The organism is Paenibacillus barcinonensis, assembly GCF_003217495.1.
Lineage (GTDB): Bacteria > Bacillota > Bacilli > Paenibacillales > Paenibacillaceae > Paenibacillus > Paenibacillus barcinonensis.
The window spans coordinates 333,589-350,939 of sequence record NZ_QJSW01000006.1; the positions used below are offsets into that span (position 1 = coordinate 333,589).

Here is a 17,351-nt window from a genome sequence, read left to right on the forward strand (position 1 = left end):
ATGAAAAAAGCTCTGTCATTCGACAGAACCTTTATCATCCGTTTTATTTATCATGTTGCTATCCAGCGCTACTCCAGTCGGTGTAAAATACACTTTCCCTTCTTCCTGATAACGAATAAGGGCTGCTGCAACTTTAGAGTCGGTAGTTTCTACTACAGCAATGGATGGAATTGGATTTTGATTTCCTGTTCCTTCTCTTTGTGGCTCGTAACCGTTTTGATTTTGTCGTTCTTTAATGAGAAGCCCCTTCAGAAGAGGATCATCTGCTGGAGTAATTAGACGTGCAGGCTCCCGATCTGCACCTTCGATGTAAACATAAGCATCCGCTACCGTTCCTGGCTTGATCATGTCACCGGCACTCTTTACTTGGTCGGTCTGAACCCCCACAAACATCGCTCCATCCTTCAATTCCAGACTTTCACCATATTTGCTATCCTTGGCTGGGACGAGAAGGGATTTCGATACCGGCACTCCAGCCGGGATACCAACATCTGCCGTTACCCATGCCTCTCCTTTCAATTCTGTCAGATCTCGAATCGCATCATCTGGAATCTCGCTTTGCACTACCTTACGCTGAACAAACATCCCTTCAACCAAGCTATAAGGAAGCAAGTTCTCTTTTGCCACATAAATAAGCTCCGTTGTTGTTTGACGTTTGACGATATTGCTTTGAATAACTACGGCTGTTCCGGCCAATATCAAAGCAACGGCCACTATAAAAATTCGGCGTGTTGCCTTATTCCACAGTTTTTTCAATGACTCCCACTCTCCTATTTAAATTCACCTAAATATGGCGTATGACGTGTAATCGTCAATGGAAACGAGTCTAGTCCAAAAATCTTCCCTGCAATTAGTTGTACCTTGGTATCAAATTGAGCTTCGATTCTTGGGATTACTCCTAAGTACGTCACAGTGGCCTTCAATACACTATCCGAAAAATGCTTATTCATCAGATTTGCATTCAGCCTTAAATTGTCTTTGAGAATATTGTGTACCACTCCAACTGCTACATTTTCGTTCAGTTCTAAACGTCCCCGCTGATTCTCGATTTCCTGTGTGCTGGCTATGATTGCTCCGTCCAGTGCTTGTTCCACTGCCTTTTCAATCTTTAAATGGGCGTTGTACACCACAAGAAAATCAATCAGAAAAAATAAAGCAAAGGCGCCAAATAAAATCAGCGCCAGATTGCGGAACATAGTTCATCCCTTCCTTCATCGGAAAAATGTATGGGCCAAGCCATTCGCTTGTACACGTATAGGAAGCTTTACCGTCTTCCCTAATGGCTTCAGCCCGATACACTCATACACCATACTTGCTTCCACAGTAACCGGGTTCCCTCGATCTACACGCTTAGGTGTAGCTGTTAAGGTTACTTTAGCTGGATCAATTCCGGTCTTCTGGAGCAAACGATCAAATTGTTCACGATTCACAGTATCAAATCCATTTTCAGCTTTGATGACCTCAAGTAATTCATTGCTTGCAATGGTCAGCTTTTGTTGCTGTGAGATATAACCATATACATCAATACCAAGATAGAAAAAGACAGAGGCCACCATTACGAAAAACATGAGTGGAATGGAACCTACTGCTCCTCTGTTATTCCGTAGCGGGGCTAACCATATCTTGAATTTCAAACTCTCCCCTCCTTCTATAGCTTCGCGTATGAAGTATTAAGACAGGTTATCTAATCTGCCTGTGATGGATTGGAAAAACGTAGGCAACCAGCCTTTGATAAGCCCCCACACAACGACAAGGGCTAGCACGCACAGTAACGCATAGCCTAAAATCTCAAAGATAGTAGCCCCTTGCTGATTTTGCAACGGACGCAGCAAACGAAGCCCAATAACCTCGATCCGATAAGCTACCTTTGAATCCATACCATGTCTCCAACCAGCTACTTTTTTCACCATATTGTTCATGAACTTTTTCATTGTCTTGACCTCCGAATAGTTATAAATTTTGGATTTCTGAAAAGATATCAATAAATGCGATAATAACTGCGGCAAATGAATGAACCGCTACGAGAACGTACAACAACTTAATCTTTTGAGGCTGTCTACGCGTCACTTCTTTCAGTGCTGCCAACCGTAATTTTCGAAGATCACCTTTGATGCTGTCAAAATACTTCTTCGCATCACCGTATCCATTGTTTACTCCGATCTTGACGGCAGCTGCGAAGTCCCTCATCACGGGTACATCCGTTTCGGCCGCAAATAAATCGATGGCATCTGTAAGCTTCATAATTCGAATATTTGCATTCAAGCGAGAGAGCATCTTCTTCATACGAGGGCCGCTCGTATCTTCTAAACGATGTATTGTCGTCATAAACGATTTACCTGTTTCCAGAGCAATCATCATTTTGCTTATAAGCTGTGGTAAATCCCTTGTGATCTCCTCTTGTCTTCGCTTGTAAGCTTTAGTGATCTCACCCAGTTGAGCTACGAAAAACACGAGCGTTGCTAATGGGATTACTAAAAATAATGCAGGCATTTGAAGCAAAAAAGGCAGCACTAAAAAAGGAAGACTTCCGGCAAGTGATTTCATCACTTTGTCAGCAAGTTCTTCCTCAAAGGTGTTTTCTTTTCCTAGTAAGTTGTACATACGCCGAAGTTTCCCGTTAAACACTGGAAGTCGTACATTCATAAGCCTTGGCATCATTCGGTTTGCAAAAAACTGAGTTACCGGGTCCATCTTCAATTGACGCAATTCTTTGTTGTTCTTCTGTAACACCGATGCCTGGTTTGCATACCGCTTCTCCAGATCAAAGTCAGGCAACCAGCTCTTCATCATAATCCCAGTCAAAAGTAACACAGATATAAACAACAACATACTGGATACAATCAAAGAACATCCCTCCTTTAAATTTTATCGAGATTGAGTGACAGATAATCGTCACCCTTTCCTATCGCATAAAGCGTAGCTGCCGCGAAAGAAACAATGTAAATTTGACCATGCAACGTATTTAGAAATACGTTGGCGTTTCCGTTGTTCATCATACTCATCATCACGGGCATCATCCACGACATGCCTATAACCGTAAAGAGCTGCCTCCGTTTGCTTTTCGCTTCAAGCTCCAGCTCTTGAATCTGAGTGATATCCTCACCAATCTCTTCGACTGTTTCTTTCAGGCTATCCAGCGACTGAGCATGGAATCCTTCCATTTGGGCCAATTTCAACTTATCTAAAAAGTCCTCCATTTTTCGGATTCGGAACTCACCAACCATTTCATCAAAAACCCGATCAACAGGCAGCCCGACACGAAGTTGATTAGATGCTTTTTCAAACACGGGCTTCGTCACCCCATCCATTTCAAGCACTGCACTCTCCAATGCCTTCTGCACATTTGGGAAGTCAGTGAGTTTGCTGATAAACAGGCGCAAATTAGAAGGAAGATCGAACAAAACGTTTTGTCTGATCTTCCGTTTCACCTTGAGTACAATGGTTCTCGGTACTGTAAAACACAAAACTGTGCCTAAAGCGATGAAGAAGTAATTGCCTGTAAATAGGGCAACTACCCCAATCAAAGCGATAGAGATTAGCACCAGAAAACTGAACTCTCGAAAGGACAGAGACCACCCCACGGTTTCGGCCTCTTTCCGTATGCGCTCGTAACCGAGTACCTTGGATAGTGAAAAACTCTTACTTTGGTTTGTTTTGGGAATAACTAGGACCAGAGTAATCAAAGCAAGGACAAAGAAGTAAACAAAGCTCATCCATAGTGGCATTCTCTCACTCCTCCCCGCACCAGCGAGATATGACATCCATAGGAGCACCTTCAGCAATGAGTTTTCGTCTGAGCTTCGTAAGCTTACCCGATTGACTAAAACGACGATGAACAGGATCATATTGGAAAATCGGGTGAATCACGGGCTTCTCTCCTTCAAAACGGATTAATTCGCCAATTTCAAATACAACCCGTTTACCTGTCTCTGCTTCATACTTCTGATAAACAATCAAATCGTACGACATTACGATCTGAGATGCAGTCATTGGATTGTTACCAGAAAGTTGTAAGAAGCGTACCGCTGCTTCCTCCGTTCCATTCGCGTGAATGGTGAGATGTACAATATGCCCCGTATTGGCTGCTACCAATGCTTGGCTGGCTGCATATTCGTCCCGAACTTCCCCGATCAAAATAACATCTGGATTCTGGCGTAAGCTTGTCTTCACCAGCTTTGGGATCAGATAAGCCTTTCGTTCGTCCTCATGCTCTTTAACAATGACACTTGCAATGTTGGGATAGTCCTGATAGGTCGTTTTCGATTTCAGCAACATTTCCTCCGAATCTTCAATACAAAAAAATCGGGTCAGTCGATCATAATATTGTGGTAATCGGATAAGCTGGGTTGTTTTACCGCTATTCGTTCCTCCTGCAATGATAACTTTGGCTCCATACGGCAAAATATCTTCAAGGAATTGTGCCATCATATCCGACATGTTTCCATAGGCAATGCAATCCGCATCTGAAAATACATCTGGAGGAAATTTACGAATGGAAATGATCGGACTGTGGGTACTTACGCCACCCCGAGTTACATCCATGATGACGTTAATCCGAAAGCCACGATAATTCGCATCAATAACCGGCTCATTAGCAGTGAGTGTTTTGCCAATCGGCATGAGCATTTTATCAATGGTCTGATAAATATGGTCATTATCCCGGAAACGGATTTCTGTCATATGAACAGGAAAACCGTTTTGTTCAACAATGACCTCTGCGGGTCCGTTAATCTCAATACTACTAATGGCTGGATCATCCAGCGCGGGTTGCAGCACACCCATTTCCGTAATTTCTGTACGGATGTAGTCAATAACATCCCCAATATCCATCGTAAACTTTAAATCCCGTTGATCTCGGATGTAGTCTGAGATGTGATATCTAACCCGATTTCTCGCCTGTTCATCAATAATTGCTCGTACAAATTCATCGTTGTAATTGGTGATAAGGTATTGTTGAGTTCGTTCCAACAACGTTTTCAGGGTTTCATCATCACCTTTACTACGAGCGCTTGATGCTTTGATTTCAGGTCGTTGGTACTGCACGTACTCTGCCGGATTGATTACTCCGATTACCATGATCTGCCTCCCTCCATGCTAACAGCAATTGTTCTGGCCGATGAAGAATGGTTTCCTCGTTAAAGTCACTGTTCTTCGACTCACTGAACAATTGAATGCTCTGCACCGCATAATCTTGACGTAATGCTTTAAACGCAGCATATGCACGAATTAATTCAACAGGCTCATTCATGTTTAATACCACATGATTCGCTTCTCGTAATGTAAAGAAGCTCATCGGATGAATTAACTGTCCCTGCAACACAACGAAGATATAGTGATACCCTGACAAATGAACTTTCAAAGATGCTGGCAATTCGCTCAACGTCTTGTCCTGCTGAAGCTTAATCAAGGTAGGACTATCCACTTTGCTTTTCGGCTGAACCAGTAATCCATCAAACCCCTCAAAATGTTGCAGGTAATCATGAACCCCTGCTAACATTCCCCGATCATAATCGATTAAAAGCTGGTCCACTGTCTGTCCGTGTTTCAGCTCCGAAATGCCCAAGCGATACGCCACTCGTGGTAAACCAAGACATGGAAGCTCTACGACAACAGCAGTCTCATCCTGTTTATTCACCAGATTCAAAAGACGCTGGAGAAGCAAGGTCGGATCACTTCCTGCCGGATTCCACAGCGCAACCATTACGCCTTTAGCCGGATTCACCAATCCTTTCTCTTTCTTCTTTCCAAATAACACCGATATCTCTCTCCTTTCTGCATCATGATCAAAGAGGCAAACAACTTCCCCCTCATTCTTTAGACAAAAAAAGCCCCTGCTCAGCAAAGAGCAGAGGCTTCGGTTAATGAACAAACCAACGTTTTCTTTTTTCCTTCGGACGTTCCAACCAGTGGGCCAATCCACCTGCAGAGGTAAAAGGATTGGCTTGTAACGGATTTAAGATAGAAGTCACCGCTGGGAACATTTCTCTAAACTCCTTAATCATGTTCTCGTCCGCGAAGTTAATTACCAAAGATGCTTTCCGCATGAGCATCGCAAGTTGACTTGAGTTTTGGACAATAAACTGCAAATCCCACGGTGCTGCCGAAACGGTCATGTACTGGAAGGGAGCACGCAGAAACTCTTGCGCTGCCGAATTTAGCTCAAGTCTGTTTTCCAATTCATCGACCATAACCCCTAAATCAAGTACAATGGCTTCGTACTCTAGCGTATAGATTTCGGCTACATCCATTGGGCTTCGATTTGGAAAAAAGTCGATACCCTGATGATGAAATTGCAAGCCATCAAAGTCGGTTGCAAAACTAACGATATCCGAGGGTTTCGGTTTACTACGATATTCAATAAATGCCGTTTTGATCCCTTGACTGGCGATTTCGTAAGCAATTTGAATTGCGGTATGTGTGTTGCCACTCCTACTTGCCAAACCACCTACAGCGACGATATAGGGCTGAGGAATATGTAGCACAGGAGTTTGTTCTGGTTGATGCTCAGTTCGTTCAACCATTGCTTCCTGAACCTCCAACGGTCCAGACGGTGCTTCCAATTCCTCTGTTCCCTGTTCTTCAGCTAGTCGTTCTTCCTCTGATGTTGGAGTCGTTTCAACCGTGGGCCCGGACCTTCGATCAGCACGTTTAAACCCTTTCGTCCAATCTGCCAAAATCGCCTGTATCTTGACTTTATTTTTCTCTAAAGAGAAGCCCACTTTATGTTCAGCCTTGTTTCCAGCAACGGTCGCGTGAAACTGCGGAACATCTGCTAATGTCTTCTTTGTCTGTATCCAATACTGCACGTCTTCTAAACGAAATTGTTCCGCTAGGTATACATCATATATCCCATACATGCCTAAACTTCGCTGCCAATCGAGATCCGTCTCTGGTAAAACAACAATAATTCGCATGTCGGGTATGCGCATACGCACTTCTTTGAGCCAACCGACACTTTCTTGCTTGCGCAGTACACCAAGACTTCCATCCACAATAGCCACATCTGCATCAATCTGTTTAGCATTTGCCGCAATAGCAAACTGCTCCAGTGTCACATCAGTTCCTGATACCGAGTAACCTTGAGTATGCAGAGCCTGTACAAGAGTTGTTAAGATGGAAGGCTCAAACACCAGATGTAGCTTCACCCTTAGCTCCCCCTTCAAAGAACCATGAAATGATTGCTAAAACAACGTCTATGATCTGTGGCCAATAATTTAAAATGAGAAAACCTAGAATAGCAACGAATAGAAAAATAAAGGCCCAGGTTAACAACTTCTTGAAAATCATGCCTCCGAATAAAAGAAGGAAAAACATAATCAGTGCTACCGAAATGTATAGCTTGCTCCCTGAACGAACCATTCCAAATAGCTCGGTCCCTTTTTGCTCCATGCGGCTGCCTACTTCTTCAGGGTTAAATGTTTGGGAACCCTTCTTTATTTCTTGTGTCACCGAGGATGTCTCACTTGATCCAGCATGTATGAGATGTTGTGGAATCATCATCAAACCTAACATAAGAATGAAAAACAAAATCTGTATTTTTGATTTCATTGCTGACCTCCTCTGCTTTCAGGCAAAACAAAAACAACCCTCATTTTAGAGAGTTGTTTTTGTTGGTATTTATTTACATATTTTATCGTAAAGCTTCGCCATTTGTTCGACCTATTTAAAATTGATATTACCGGGATAATCCTTATTTGTCAATCTCTTAATTCCGATAACATCTGATAAAAGTTAGATACATTCCCAACCCAATCGCCACCTTCAGCATATACACCACTTGGATTCATCGGGTCACTTAACCAGGCAATTGAATTCACTGTAGCCGGTCTGCCTTTAGATAACTTCACAATCGTTTTGGCTGCAATTTCAGCGGCTTCTTTCGTTGTAAGTGTGGACCCTTTTCCCTCTTTCCAACTCCCAAACACATTCCATGGATTCTTAACAATTTGTTTGGCATACTTGTTCGATTTCGGTACAAATCCCTGCTCTGCACCTGTAATAGCAATAAGCAGATATGGATCAACCCCCTGTGCTTTCGCCGCATCATCAATCATGGTTAAAATCTCTTTTGTAGCCAACATTGAATTTCGTTTGCTTAACCATTCCAACATGACAGAAATATTAAGCGGACGATAGGTTAAAATATCTGCTGTTACGGTGTAACCAAAATAAAGAAGCGGATTCACCGGGTTCCCGTTCACACGTACCTCGAAATGGAGATGTGGTCCTGTGGAGCCACCCGTATTCCCTGACTCCGCAATTACTTCACCAGCTTGCACCTCTTGTCCAGCTTCGACTTTAATTTTGTTCAAGTGGTAGTATCTCGTTTCCATATCCTCATGTTGAATCATAATGGCATTTCCTGCTTTACCCATATAATCCGCAAAAATAACTTTACCTGCTTTTGCAGCATAAACAGGCGTGCCGATAGGCACACCCACATCTACACCCGCATGAAGTGTCTTTTTCCCTGTAATCGGGTGAATCCGATAACCAAATGACGATGTGATCCGATCACCCTTGGTGGGCCAAATTAAATCTCCTGAAATAGGTGTCCACCCTTCGTTCAAACCTCCGCCCTCACCATCATAATCCGAGAGATAGGACAGCCAGTATTCTAAAAGGAAATCCTGATCTTCTAACCGTTTAGCACCATGGGCGATTAAAATCTCTCGTAAAGGCTCCCAATCCTCCTTGTGTGTCGGCTTGATCTGCTCTAACTTGTCCTGCGTCACCTTCGTTGTCAGCGTACCGCAGGGGGAGGATACCGACTCCGTCAATGTCTCCGAAGTATACGTGTAGTTGTACACATTTTGAATCGTTCTCGCCTGCTGTAACAAGCGTACAGGCTGCCGCTCCGTCACGGTTGATTTCGCATATTGAACCTCCCCCTCCTTCCCTTCTTCCTGCACGCAGACTTCTTTAACAGTCACGATTTCAGCGTCATTCCATTTAAACTTGGGACGTACTTCTTCAAAGGTTTCCTTTGGTTTCAGTACGACTTCTTTCGTATAATCGTCCAAAATGGTGTTTATAAAAGAAGGATCGTTCAACGAACGATCCACTTGCGCCAGCCACTCCCAATTGAAGGTATAGGGTTCCACTTGAAATTCTTCTTCGGCGGTTAGCCCCTCACGCCAACGTTCGGCCAGATGCTGATACGTTTCAAAAATCTGTTGATCCTCTTCTTCCTTCGTTCCATAAAAGAATCCAGCCACCTGATCTTTGGTATGTTCATATGTCTCCATAATCGCTTGTTTCGGCATTTCAAAAATAATGAAATATCCTAACATCAGGACCAGAACAAAACCAACGATGGTCAGGACATATGGCGTAAGCACTTTTAACAATGCAAGACCTGCTTTTCTTCCTGCTCGTTTGATCCCCTGCTTCATCCATTGATCCATGTGTTTCTCCCCTCCGTATCACACATGATAGTTGTAATGCCTTCCACCCGGTTTTGGAGAGTGTGGCTGCTGATTAGGGTTTGATGCGGATGAAGGAACTGGGCTGTTACTGGCTGAAGATCGTTCTCCCTTTGGATCAACTCTATGACCATTCGTTGTTTCTCCTGTAATCGTAACGTTACCATCTGAAGATGTAACATTTCCTTTGATAGTCCCTCCGCTAATCTTGATCCCTTGATTCACATGGTTAGCTGAACTTTTGGTAGAAGAGAATCTGCTTTGAGGTTCATTATTTATTGAAGTGACATCCCCTTGAATAGTGCCTCCGTTAATCTGAATCCCGCGATTAACAACACCTGTATTCATTGAATTTCGATTGGGTCTAGTCTGCATACTTTCTTCTGTGCGAGAATCTTGTGATTTTTCCATAGAAGGTCTGGTGTACATCACATTGCTTGCAGTAACAGGCGATTTCCTAACTGAAGCTGTCTGGCTGTCTCCTGAGAATGTAGATTTAAAAGGTTGCTCCGTCTGTTTTGGAATGGTTCTTTTCATCGTGGGTTGTTCCTGATAAATTCCTACGCCTGCGCTAGAACTTGAAACCATTTCCCCGGAGGATGGCGACATCCGATTTGTTTCTTCCAGTCCCTCCTGCTCTCCTGTTCGTTCAGGGTATAAGCGCTCTTGAATCCCAGCATAGGCTTCTCTTCCGAGATGAACTGCCCCCCTGCCTACTCGCTTGGCTCCAACTCCTGCATAAGCCATCCCTTTACCAGCTAGACCACCGATAAATCCACCTGCGAGTGCACCTTCAACGGGTCTGCCCGCCATCAACCCTACCGATGTTCCTAAAGCCATTCCAACTCCCTTAGTGCCCTGATTCAATGCAAAGCCAGCTACACGTTTCCCAGCTTTAGACGCTTTATTTTTCCAGTTCGGGACGGGAAGACTGGCTTTAGAAGAAGACGCACTCGTTGACGAACCTACCGACCCAAGGGAAGCCATGTCCTCTCCTACTATATCCGTTGATCCAGCTCCGTTTCCTGTCCGTCCCTCCTGACGATCTTTCATTTTGCTCCCTTTCCCATAGCCAGCACCTTTTCCAGAGAGCATCCGACTCATCGCAAATATAGTACCTAGACCAAGCGCCCTCCCCATTCTGGAATCTGGCTGTTCCACGCCCATTACACGCTGTACTAAAGTCTGAATGGAAGAAAAGCCAAATAAATAGGCGACAATGACCCAATTCGAAACACCATCATTACTAAAGTAAAGCAGCAAAAAAAATAGCCCTAACGCAAGAGCGTGGGCACAAGGTAGGATCATATTATTAACAAATTGATCCCACCACGTTTGTAAGGCGTTACGGTATTTCGGGAATATGGTTAGTACACAGCAAATCACGAAGGTTGATATCAACACCATCAAGTTAATCAATCGCATGGTGTAGTCATAGTTTAATTTTGCAGTCATGAGTGCTGCCAAGAGAACGAGAATGGCAACCACAAATCCACGGTAACTGACCATATTTTCATATCCTGCTGAGCCTGTGCCCCACACCGTATTCAAAAATAACCCTGGATTTAATCCTGCATCCACCATAGTCGCCCATATCAAATCTGTAACGAATTGCACAATATCCGCAATGAATTTCCAAATATAAAAACCAAATCGGAAAGATAATAACCCGACTACAAATGCTGTGGCATAATCCTTTCCTTTGGATCTTCCCTCACTACTAAAGGCCCCATGCCATAGCAACAAAAACGCGATAAGTATAAGAGCCAGCATGACAGGATAAGGCATAAAATGCTCAAATGTAGAATACAGCGCATTAATGGCATTCATCATACCTTCTGTAAATACACCCAAATATAATCCTGACCGCGTATCCGTGTTTGTGTTTCCTCCTTGCAGAAATCCATCGTCTGTCGGGGCCGGATTTTTTCCGAACACAAGTAATGTTACATCTTGCATATCAAAGGATTTAATTAAAAAATTCGCAAAACTGATGATACCATCTGATACGGTTCTTTCAAGCAAACCGGGTTTATTATCTTCGTCTTCATAATACGTATTCACTTGCTTACCAATGATACCTGTATCTACTGGCTTCTCGTCCTGTTTTGCTTGTTCAGCATATACAGGAACGGCTAAAGCTTGCACAAAAAAAAGAACCAAAAAAAAGAAGACAGCAATTCGGCGCATATTAGCTCACCTCATTATTGACTAGCTCTTTAATATATCGTTTCCGCTCCGCATACAGTGGGTCATTCGGATCAGTAGTAAATAACATTTCTTCAAACGGAGAAGCGTCAACATGCACAATCGCTGACTGATTATCCACTTTCACCAACATATCTCCTTTACGGGCTTGGTAAACCAGAAAATCAGCTTCCCCTTCCGTTAAGGCCAGCTTGTCCCGTACTGCCTCAATATCCAGTGCCTCCTGAATGCCGATGATTTTGATCGGGCTATTCTTAATCGCTGCCATGCCTGCCTGAGAACGCGTAAACACTTCCAGCCCTTGTGTAACAGGTACGATTCCCGTATTGGTGGCACGACCTTCACGGAAAACACTTTCTGCCCATACCGCACCAAAGTCCTCATCCAGAAAAATGTTCTGACATTCTTCGATGACCAACAACTTCTGAATGTCTGGAAGCTTTTTGGCCCAACATTCCATCATCCAGCGTTCTGCCACAAATAGGCCAATGGGACGCATGATCTCAGGATCAAGTCGATTTATCCCAAAACCAAAGATAGGTGCATTCTTCAGTTCAATCGTAGACTGTCCATCAAAAATAGCATATGAACTCATTTCACCTTCACGAGTAAAAGGCTGGAGCAATTCACTTGCCTTACGAATGGCTTCGCTTTTATGTGTACTCATCTTCTGATATAAACCAAGCAACTCAGGCATCGTCTTTTTGACTTTACCTGTTTTAAACACGCCTTCTTGCGCCACGGGATTGATGTATAGACTTTCAGGAGAGGTCGTAATACCACATTCCGAATACTGCTGTCGAATTGCACGTCCAATATAGACTTTCACCTCTCCAGTAAGCGCAGCACGATCATAAACAGAAATCATTTTAAAAGCTAATGCCTGTACCGCATTGGCCGCTTCTTCGATATCCACGTACCGTGTTCCATCTGCCAGCTCGGTAATATCCACATCATAGGGATTGATTCGATGTTTGGAATGCTCATGAAATTCAATATAGGGACATCCCATTGCGCGAAGAAAGTCTCCATATTCACCCTTCCAATCAATAATGCCACTTTGCCTGCCGATATGAGCAGAACGATGAATAATTAACATCGTCGTAATCGTCTTGCCTGCACCTGAACGACCAATAACGCACATGTTATAATTTGCGAGTTCGGGATGCCAGTTGTCTAACCATAGAGGGCGACCTCTTCTGTTCTTACCCAAAATAATGCCTGATCGGTGATTTAAACTGCCACCGCCAAAAGGAAAGAGATCCGCCAAATTTGAACTTTCAAGAGACAAAACATGTTCTTTGGAAATCGCATCTTCAGATGCTGTAGGAATGAGTGATTTCAACGCTGAGAGTTGTTGTCCGTCAGCAGCGCGGAGATAAATGGACTTGCCTGCAAAACGCTGTACCAGCGAACGACACAACTTCATCAGCTCTTTCCATTCAGGAGCGCTCACAGTGACTTGCACGCATACACGGAAGCTTCTCTCCACATTCAAACGAATACGCTTTTGTTGTTCTTTTAAGTCCGCGATTTCATCACGCATCGCATCTACTTTGCGTACATCTTTTTCATCATCTAAATCCGAAAGTAATCCTGCAATCCGTCTCCCGATTTCATCGAGTTCCTCATTATTGGAAGTCGGATGAACATGAATGGCCAAGTCTACATCTCCTTGCCCATAATTTCCACGGATCAAGGAATCCAACATGCCCGACCAAGTATTCCCCGAAGAAATTTCAGCATAAAAACTACGGAAGTATCTTGCTGGCGTAATCGTTGTTCCGATCTCTACAGCATAATCGTCGATCTTAACCTGATTTGCAGTGATATCCCCCGGAACGGTTTCACGAACAAAAGAAGGTGCTGCGAAGTCAGTCCCACTTGCTTTCCCCGAATCAAGTAGAGGTTGCTCACGTTTAGCTCCTCCCTTCCCGTGTCTTTTCTTCCATATCGTTTTAAACTTCACAAATTCACCTTCTACCCTATACTAAATTGCTCTCTGACTGGATTTCAATCATAGTCAGCGAATGCTTCATACGATTAAAGCTATCCATGTGCAGTGCATCAATCATACGTGCTTGTGGGGCCAGCTCACGTTGTAAAGTTTGATAGGTGTAATTCCACACTCCAGCCTTATCCAAACGCTGATACCTCATGCCAACTTGCTCACAGAATCCGTACAACAGTTCTTCCGCTTCTTCAAGCATCTGCATAGCTAAATCCGATCGTTCTTCCACTGATAAATGCTCTTTTCGTGGCGCAGCTTTGTCCAATAATCCATTTAGTTTACTTGAGCCAACCTGAATACTTGCACCTGATGTCATTGGACTGTACTCGAAAATAATGTAACCATGGTGATTTCGAATGGATTGCTGATTCATACTATCCATTAAATAATCACTAACTATCTCACCCGATTTTTTCAATAACGTATACTCTTCAGGTAGTTCCTGAAGAGATTGCTGATAGTCATCCATGTAATCTTTCATTTCAAATAACTGAGATTGAGTAATCAATTTATACGGTAGTGAAATCGTATTAATCAGACTCAGAAAATTGATCCACACCGTTTTATTCTCATCTACAGATGCATGATCCAAATTAATTGGCTCCACTTCAACCACTAAGCGATACTGGTTTTGATTTTGGGCAAGCCCTTCCCATTCCACATTGGATGCTGCTCCAATCATTTCTTGTACAGTCAGCGGACGATTAAACGTCCTTTTGCTTCGAATCCAGAACCAGTAGATTGCCACTAGCGCCAGCACCACGACAAATAAACCTGCCATTTTACGAGCCACCTTTCTTGTATAAAAATGTTCTTTGTCGCAGATGCAAACGTATCGTGAAAAAATAATATTTCCATACCGGGAGATTCGTCCCGGTATGTTTTGCATAGCAAAGGTACATGCAGATCAAGAAGGGGATGGCGTAGTGTATCCTGGAATACAACCAGTCGGTTCCAATGCGGGGAATAACTTTGGACATTTGCGCTGATAAGTACCCTCCTATGCTCCACCAAACTGCTTGGCTAAAACTCAGCCCTATGCCAAACAACGTAATAAACTTTTCTTTGATTCTGCTTTTGTACGGTATCGGATGATATTGCCCCCACATGTTCTCACCTCATTACAATTTACTGAGATCAATACCAAGGAATTTAAAGATCATGCCGAGAATGGATTCCGTCCAGAATGACAAAATCAAAAACAGAACGAAAAACATGATTCTGCCCTTGGTCTCCCGTAAGGTTTCTGGCGAAAAACCGGCTCTCAAGTAACAAATAGCCAGCCATAAGCCAAAAACGATTGTGATTGTCACAAAAATACGTCGAGCTATATCGACCCCGGCTGTTGTTGAATCATCAACCTTCTTTTCCAGCTCAGTTGTAGCAGAACCTCCACTGCCCTGACTTGCCTTAATCTTTTCCTTAATGGTCTGGGCATGAGCAACATCCCCAGTCTGAGTTACACTGAGCAGCCCCAACACGCAAACCATAATCATCACAATAACCTTCCATGTTTTGAGCAATGTTGGTCCTCCTCATTTCAAAAATCCAGTTCTTTTGTTTTCCCGAAAAACACTAACTGACCATGCTATTCGATGTTTTTCACTGATCCATCCAGCAAACATTTCTACACCCCTCCTCTCTTTTGTTCCTCATAAAAATGCAAAAAGCCCCTACCTAATTCGGCAGAGGCAATGTACATTCAAAAAAGATTTAGAAAATACGTATAACCGTCCAGCAATATCCAGACTCCCCAGAGAGCAACGGCAGCCGTTTCGACAAACACAGGTGGAATACCAAATAAGGGTACACCTACTTTCCATGGAATGGGCCAGAGGAAAGCGATGTATCCTGTAAATAAATCAAGGATTAGATGAGAAATGTACCCGATCATAAACGCTATCGCCAGTTCGGGGGAAATCCCTTTGAGTAGCAGCCACAATCCAAGTCCCATAATAAGCGAATGAGTCACGGTCCTCTTTCCAGGTATCTTTTCTAAGAGACTTGGCACCACAGGAATAAACCTTCCTAGTAGACTATTAGGGCGGTCTATATCTGGCAGTAAGGCAGAAACCGCGACCATAGCAAGCTGAGACGAAGAATGGACACCAAGCACAACGGCAGCACTTATACCTCCTATAAGGTGTGAAACGCCATTCATACGAAAGCACCTTCTTGCATCATTTGCAAAAACACTTTGGTCAAGTAAGGATCAAACGCCTTCCCCTTCTGATTGTTGATATATGCTAAAGCCTCACTCAAAGGCCAAGCTGACTTGTATGACCTTTCCGTAGTCAGCGCATCGAAGGTATCGCATATACTCACAATCCGGCCATAGAGCGGAATTTCCTCCCCAATCAAACGATTCGGATAACCAGTTCCATCCCAGCGCTCATGATGAGTTCCCACAATAACCTTCGCAGCATCCATTTCTTCACTGGTTTGAACAGAAAGTATAGAAAGACCATATTCGACATGCCGCTTCAAAATTTCTAATTCGCCTTCAGTGAGCTGACTTTTCGACTCCAAAATGGATGCTGGTATCGAAATCTTCCCAATATCATGATAATTTGCTCCGAAACCGATCCGTTCAACATCTTGATCACTGAGATTCAAAGCGCGTGCGAGATCCATCGAAAGCAAGCTCACACGTTTAGCATGTTCCGGGTCTAACATATCCAGCACGTTTTTCAAAATCACATGTCAACCTCCTTCAATATCCGTTTTAATTCATCCTGAATCCACTTGGCGGTCTCACCACCGGAATCCAAAACTTTCTGTACCGATGACAAAACTCGCTCTGCCTTTTTCCGTTCCTCCTGATCCTCGTGTTGGACAAGTTGCTTCGCTCCCTCCTGCTCCAAAATGAGCTTCCGTAGTTCTCGTGTACTCATGGCCTCATCACTAGCTTTAATCAACGTCTTGGTCGGTGAGATTGAGTGACTGGCTACACGATGGTGATACCAGCTTAATGAAGGAATGCGTGAGGCTGCCGTAGGATACGTTCGATATACATGAACCAGTTCCCTGATCTGAGCAGGACTCACACCGATTTGTGAGGATAGGAACTTTTGCTTGGCCCCTGCGGTCAGCATAGCATCCAGAAGCTGGCCTTTGATAAAGCGTGTTTCTTGCTCTTGCTCATCCACTTGAATGTATGTTTGCAGTAACTCCTCAATCTTTGGCTCAGTGATCTCTGACATGGAATAACCTAACCAACAGATTCCACAATCAACTTCATTGCAGTCCGTTCCTGTCCATCAATCACAATATCGAAAAAACTTGGTGCACAAATCAAGCTCTGCCCGTTTGGAGCAACTAAACCTCGAGCTACAGCGATAGCTTTCACAGCTTGATTAACAGCTCCTGCTCCGATTACATGCATTTCAACCGTGCGGTCTTTAGTATTCACACTGGAAGCAATGGCCCCTGCCAAAAAACTAACTTTTGATTTTGCAGACACCTTCAAAATTTTTCTCTCGGAAACTACTTTCTTTCCTTGAGATACATGAATAATAGACATTTACGTTCCTCCTCAATATCAAATAGTTTGGACTATGAGACTACAACGAGATTTTCCCCGCGGCTCCTAAAGCCCTCACTTTTTAAAAGAGAAAAGCCTCTACCCAGAATAAGACATCTAGGCAGAGGCTTCGAAAAAATATATAAAATTTAAAACATGAGAATACTCTAAAAATAAAAATAAC

General features: G+C 43.5%; 19 protein-coding genes. All 19 read right to left on the bottom strand.

The window, feature by feature from the left end; genetic code table 11:
* Nucleotides 1-15 precede the first annotated feature (15 nt).
* The 19 genes from DFQ00_RS12650 to DFQ00_RS12745 all read right to left on the bottom strand — a co-directional run bounded on the left by DFQ00_RS12650 (nt 16) and on the right by DFQ00_RS12745 (nt 17,167).
* Nucleotides 16-756 (bottom strand): CpaB family protein, encoded by a 741-nt coding sequence (locus tag DFQ00_RS12650; RefSeq protein ID WP_110896829.1) that lies wholly within the window; start codon nt 754-756, stop codon nt 16-18.
* Nucleotides 757-770: 14 nt separating this feature from the next.
* Nucleotides 771-1,196: a hypothetical protein gene (locus tag DFQ00_RS12655; RefSeq protein ID WP_110896830.1), complete on the bottom strand. Its 426-nt coding sequence runs from the start codon at nt 1,194-1,196 to the stop codon at nt 771-773.
* A 15-nt stretch (nt 1,197-1,211) separates the two neighbouring features.
* Nucleotides 1,212-1,634, bottom strand: a complete 423-nt coding sequence (locus tag DFQ00_RS12660; protein WP_110896831.1) for a DUF4320 family protein — start codon at nt 1,632-1,634, stop codon at nt 1,212-1,214.
* A gap of 36 nt (nt 1,635-1,670) precedes the next feature.
* Nucleotides 1,671-1,931, bottom strand: coding sequence for a hypothetical protein (locus DFQ00_RS12665; RefSeq protein WP_110896832.1), 261 nt, complete (start codon nt 1,929-1,931; stop codon nt 1,671-1,673).
* A gap of 19 nt (nt 1,932-1,950) precedes the next feature.
* Nucleotides 1,951-2,844, bottom strand: coding sequence for a hypothetical protein (locus DFQ00_RS12670; protein WP_110896833.1), 894 nt, complete (start codon nt 2,842-2,844; stop codon nt 1,951-1,953).
* Between the two features lie 14 nt (nt 2,845-2,858).
* On the bottom strand, nt 2,859-3,725 hold the full coding sequence (locus DFQ00_RS12675) for a type II secretion system F family protein (protein WP_110896834.1): 867 nt from the start codon (nt 3,723-3,725) through the stop codon (nt 2,859-2,861).
* 4 nt (nt 3,726-3,729) lie between these two features.
* A complete protein-coding gene (locus DFQ00_RS12680; protein WP_110896835.1) occupies nt 3,730-5,076 on the bottom strand; it encodes an ATPase, T2SS/T4P/T4SS family in 1,347 nt (448 codons plus the stop codon).
* A complete protein-coding gene (locus tag DFQ00_RS12685) occupies nt 5,024-5,755 on the bottom strand; it encodes a hypothetical protein (RefSeq protein ID WP_110896836.1) in 732 nt (243 codons plus the stop codon). The genes DFQ00_RS12680 and DFQ00_RS12685 overlap by 53 nt, the downstream gene beginning before the upstream one ends.
* A gap of 103 nt (nt 5,756-5,858) precedes the next feature.
* Nucleotides 5,859-7,145, bottom strand: a complete 1,287-nt coding sequence (locus DFQ00_RS12690; protein ID WP_110896837.1) for a DNA-binding transcriptional response regulator — start codon at nt 7,143-7,145, stop codon at nt 5,859-5,861.
* Nucleotides 7,123-7,548 (bottom strand): hypothetical protein, encoded by a 426-nt coding sequence (locus tag DFQ00_RS12695; protein ID WP_110896838.1) that lies wholly within the window; start codon nt 7,546-7,548, stop codon nt 7,123-7,125. The genes DFQ00_RS12690 and DFQ00_RS12695 overlap by 23 nt, the downstream gene beginning before the upstream one ends.
* Before the next feature lie 149 nt (nt 7,549-7,697).
* Nucleotides 7,698-9,407 (bottom strand): M23 family metallopeptidase, encoded by a 1,710-nt coding sequence (locus DFQ00_RS12700; protein ID WP_110896839.1) that lies wholly within the window; start codon nt 9,405-9,407, stop codon nt 7,698-7,700.
* Nucleotides 9,408-9,425: 18 nt separating this feature from the next.
* Nucleotides 9,426-11,615 carry a hypothetical protein gene (locus DFQ00_RS12705; protein ID WP_110896840.1) on the bottom strand — a complete coding sequence of 730 codons (2,190 nt, stop codon included), beginning with the start codon at nt 11,613-11,615 and terminating at the stop codon, nt 9,426-9,428.
* A gap of 1 nt (nt 11,616) precedes the next feature.
* Nucleotides 11,617-13,602 carry a VirB4 family type IV secretion system protein gene (locus DFQ00_RS12710; protein ID WP_244213815.1) on the bottom strand — a complete coding sequence of 662 codons (1,986 nt, stop codon included), beginning with the start codon at nt 13,600-13,602 and terminating at the stop codon, nt 11,617-11,619.
* Between the two features lie 16 nt (nt 13,603-13,618).
* Complete coding sequence (locus tag DFQ00_RS12715) at nt 13,619-14,425, bottom strand: hypothetical protein (protein ID WP_110896841.1); 807 nt, start codon at nt 14,423-14,425, stop codon at nt 13,619-13,621.
* Between the two features lie 340 nt (nt 14,426-14,765).
* Nucleotides 14,766-15,167, bottom strand: coding sequence for a hypothetical protein (locus DFQ00_RS12725; RefSeq protein ID WP_110896843.1), 402 nt, complete (start codon nt 15,165-15,167; stop codon nt 14,766-14,768).
* Nucleotides 15,168-15,346: 179 nt separating this feature from the next.
* Nucleotides 15,347-15,805, bottom strand: a complete 459-nt coding sequence (locus DFQ00_RS12730) for a metal-dependent hydrolase (protein WP_110896844.1) — start codon at nt 15,803-15,805, stop codon at nt 15,347-15,349.
* Complete coding sequence (locus tag DFQ00_RS12735) at nt 15,802-16,344, bottom strand: HD-GYP domain-containing protein (RefSeq protein WP_110896845.1); 543 nt, start codon at nt 16,342-16,344, stop codon at nt 15,802-15,804. The genes DFQ00_RS12730 and DFQ00_RS12735 overlap by 4 nt, the downstream gene beginning before the upstream one ends.
* Nucleotides 16,341-16,847, bottom strand: a complete 507-nt coding sequence (locus DFQ00_RS12740; protein WP_110896846.1) for a hypothetical protein — start codon at nt 16,845-16,847, stop codon at nt 16,341-16,343. The genes DFQ00_RS12735 and DFQ00_RS12740 overlap by 4 nt, the downstream gene beginning before the upstream one ends.
* Before the next feature lie 8 nt (nt 16,848-16,855).
* Nucleotides 16,856-17,167 (bottom strand): stage V sporulation protein S, encoded by a 312-nt coding sequence (locus DFQ00_RS12745; RefSeq protein WP_110896847.1) that lies wholly within the window; start codon nt 17,165-17,167, stop codon nt 16,856-16,858.
* Nucleotides 17,168-17,351: the final 184 nt, after the last annotated feature.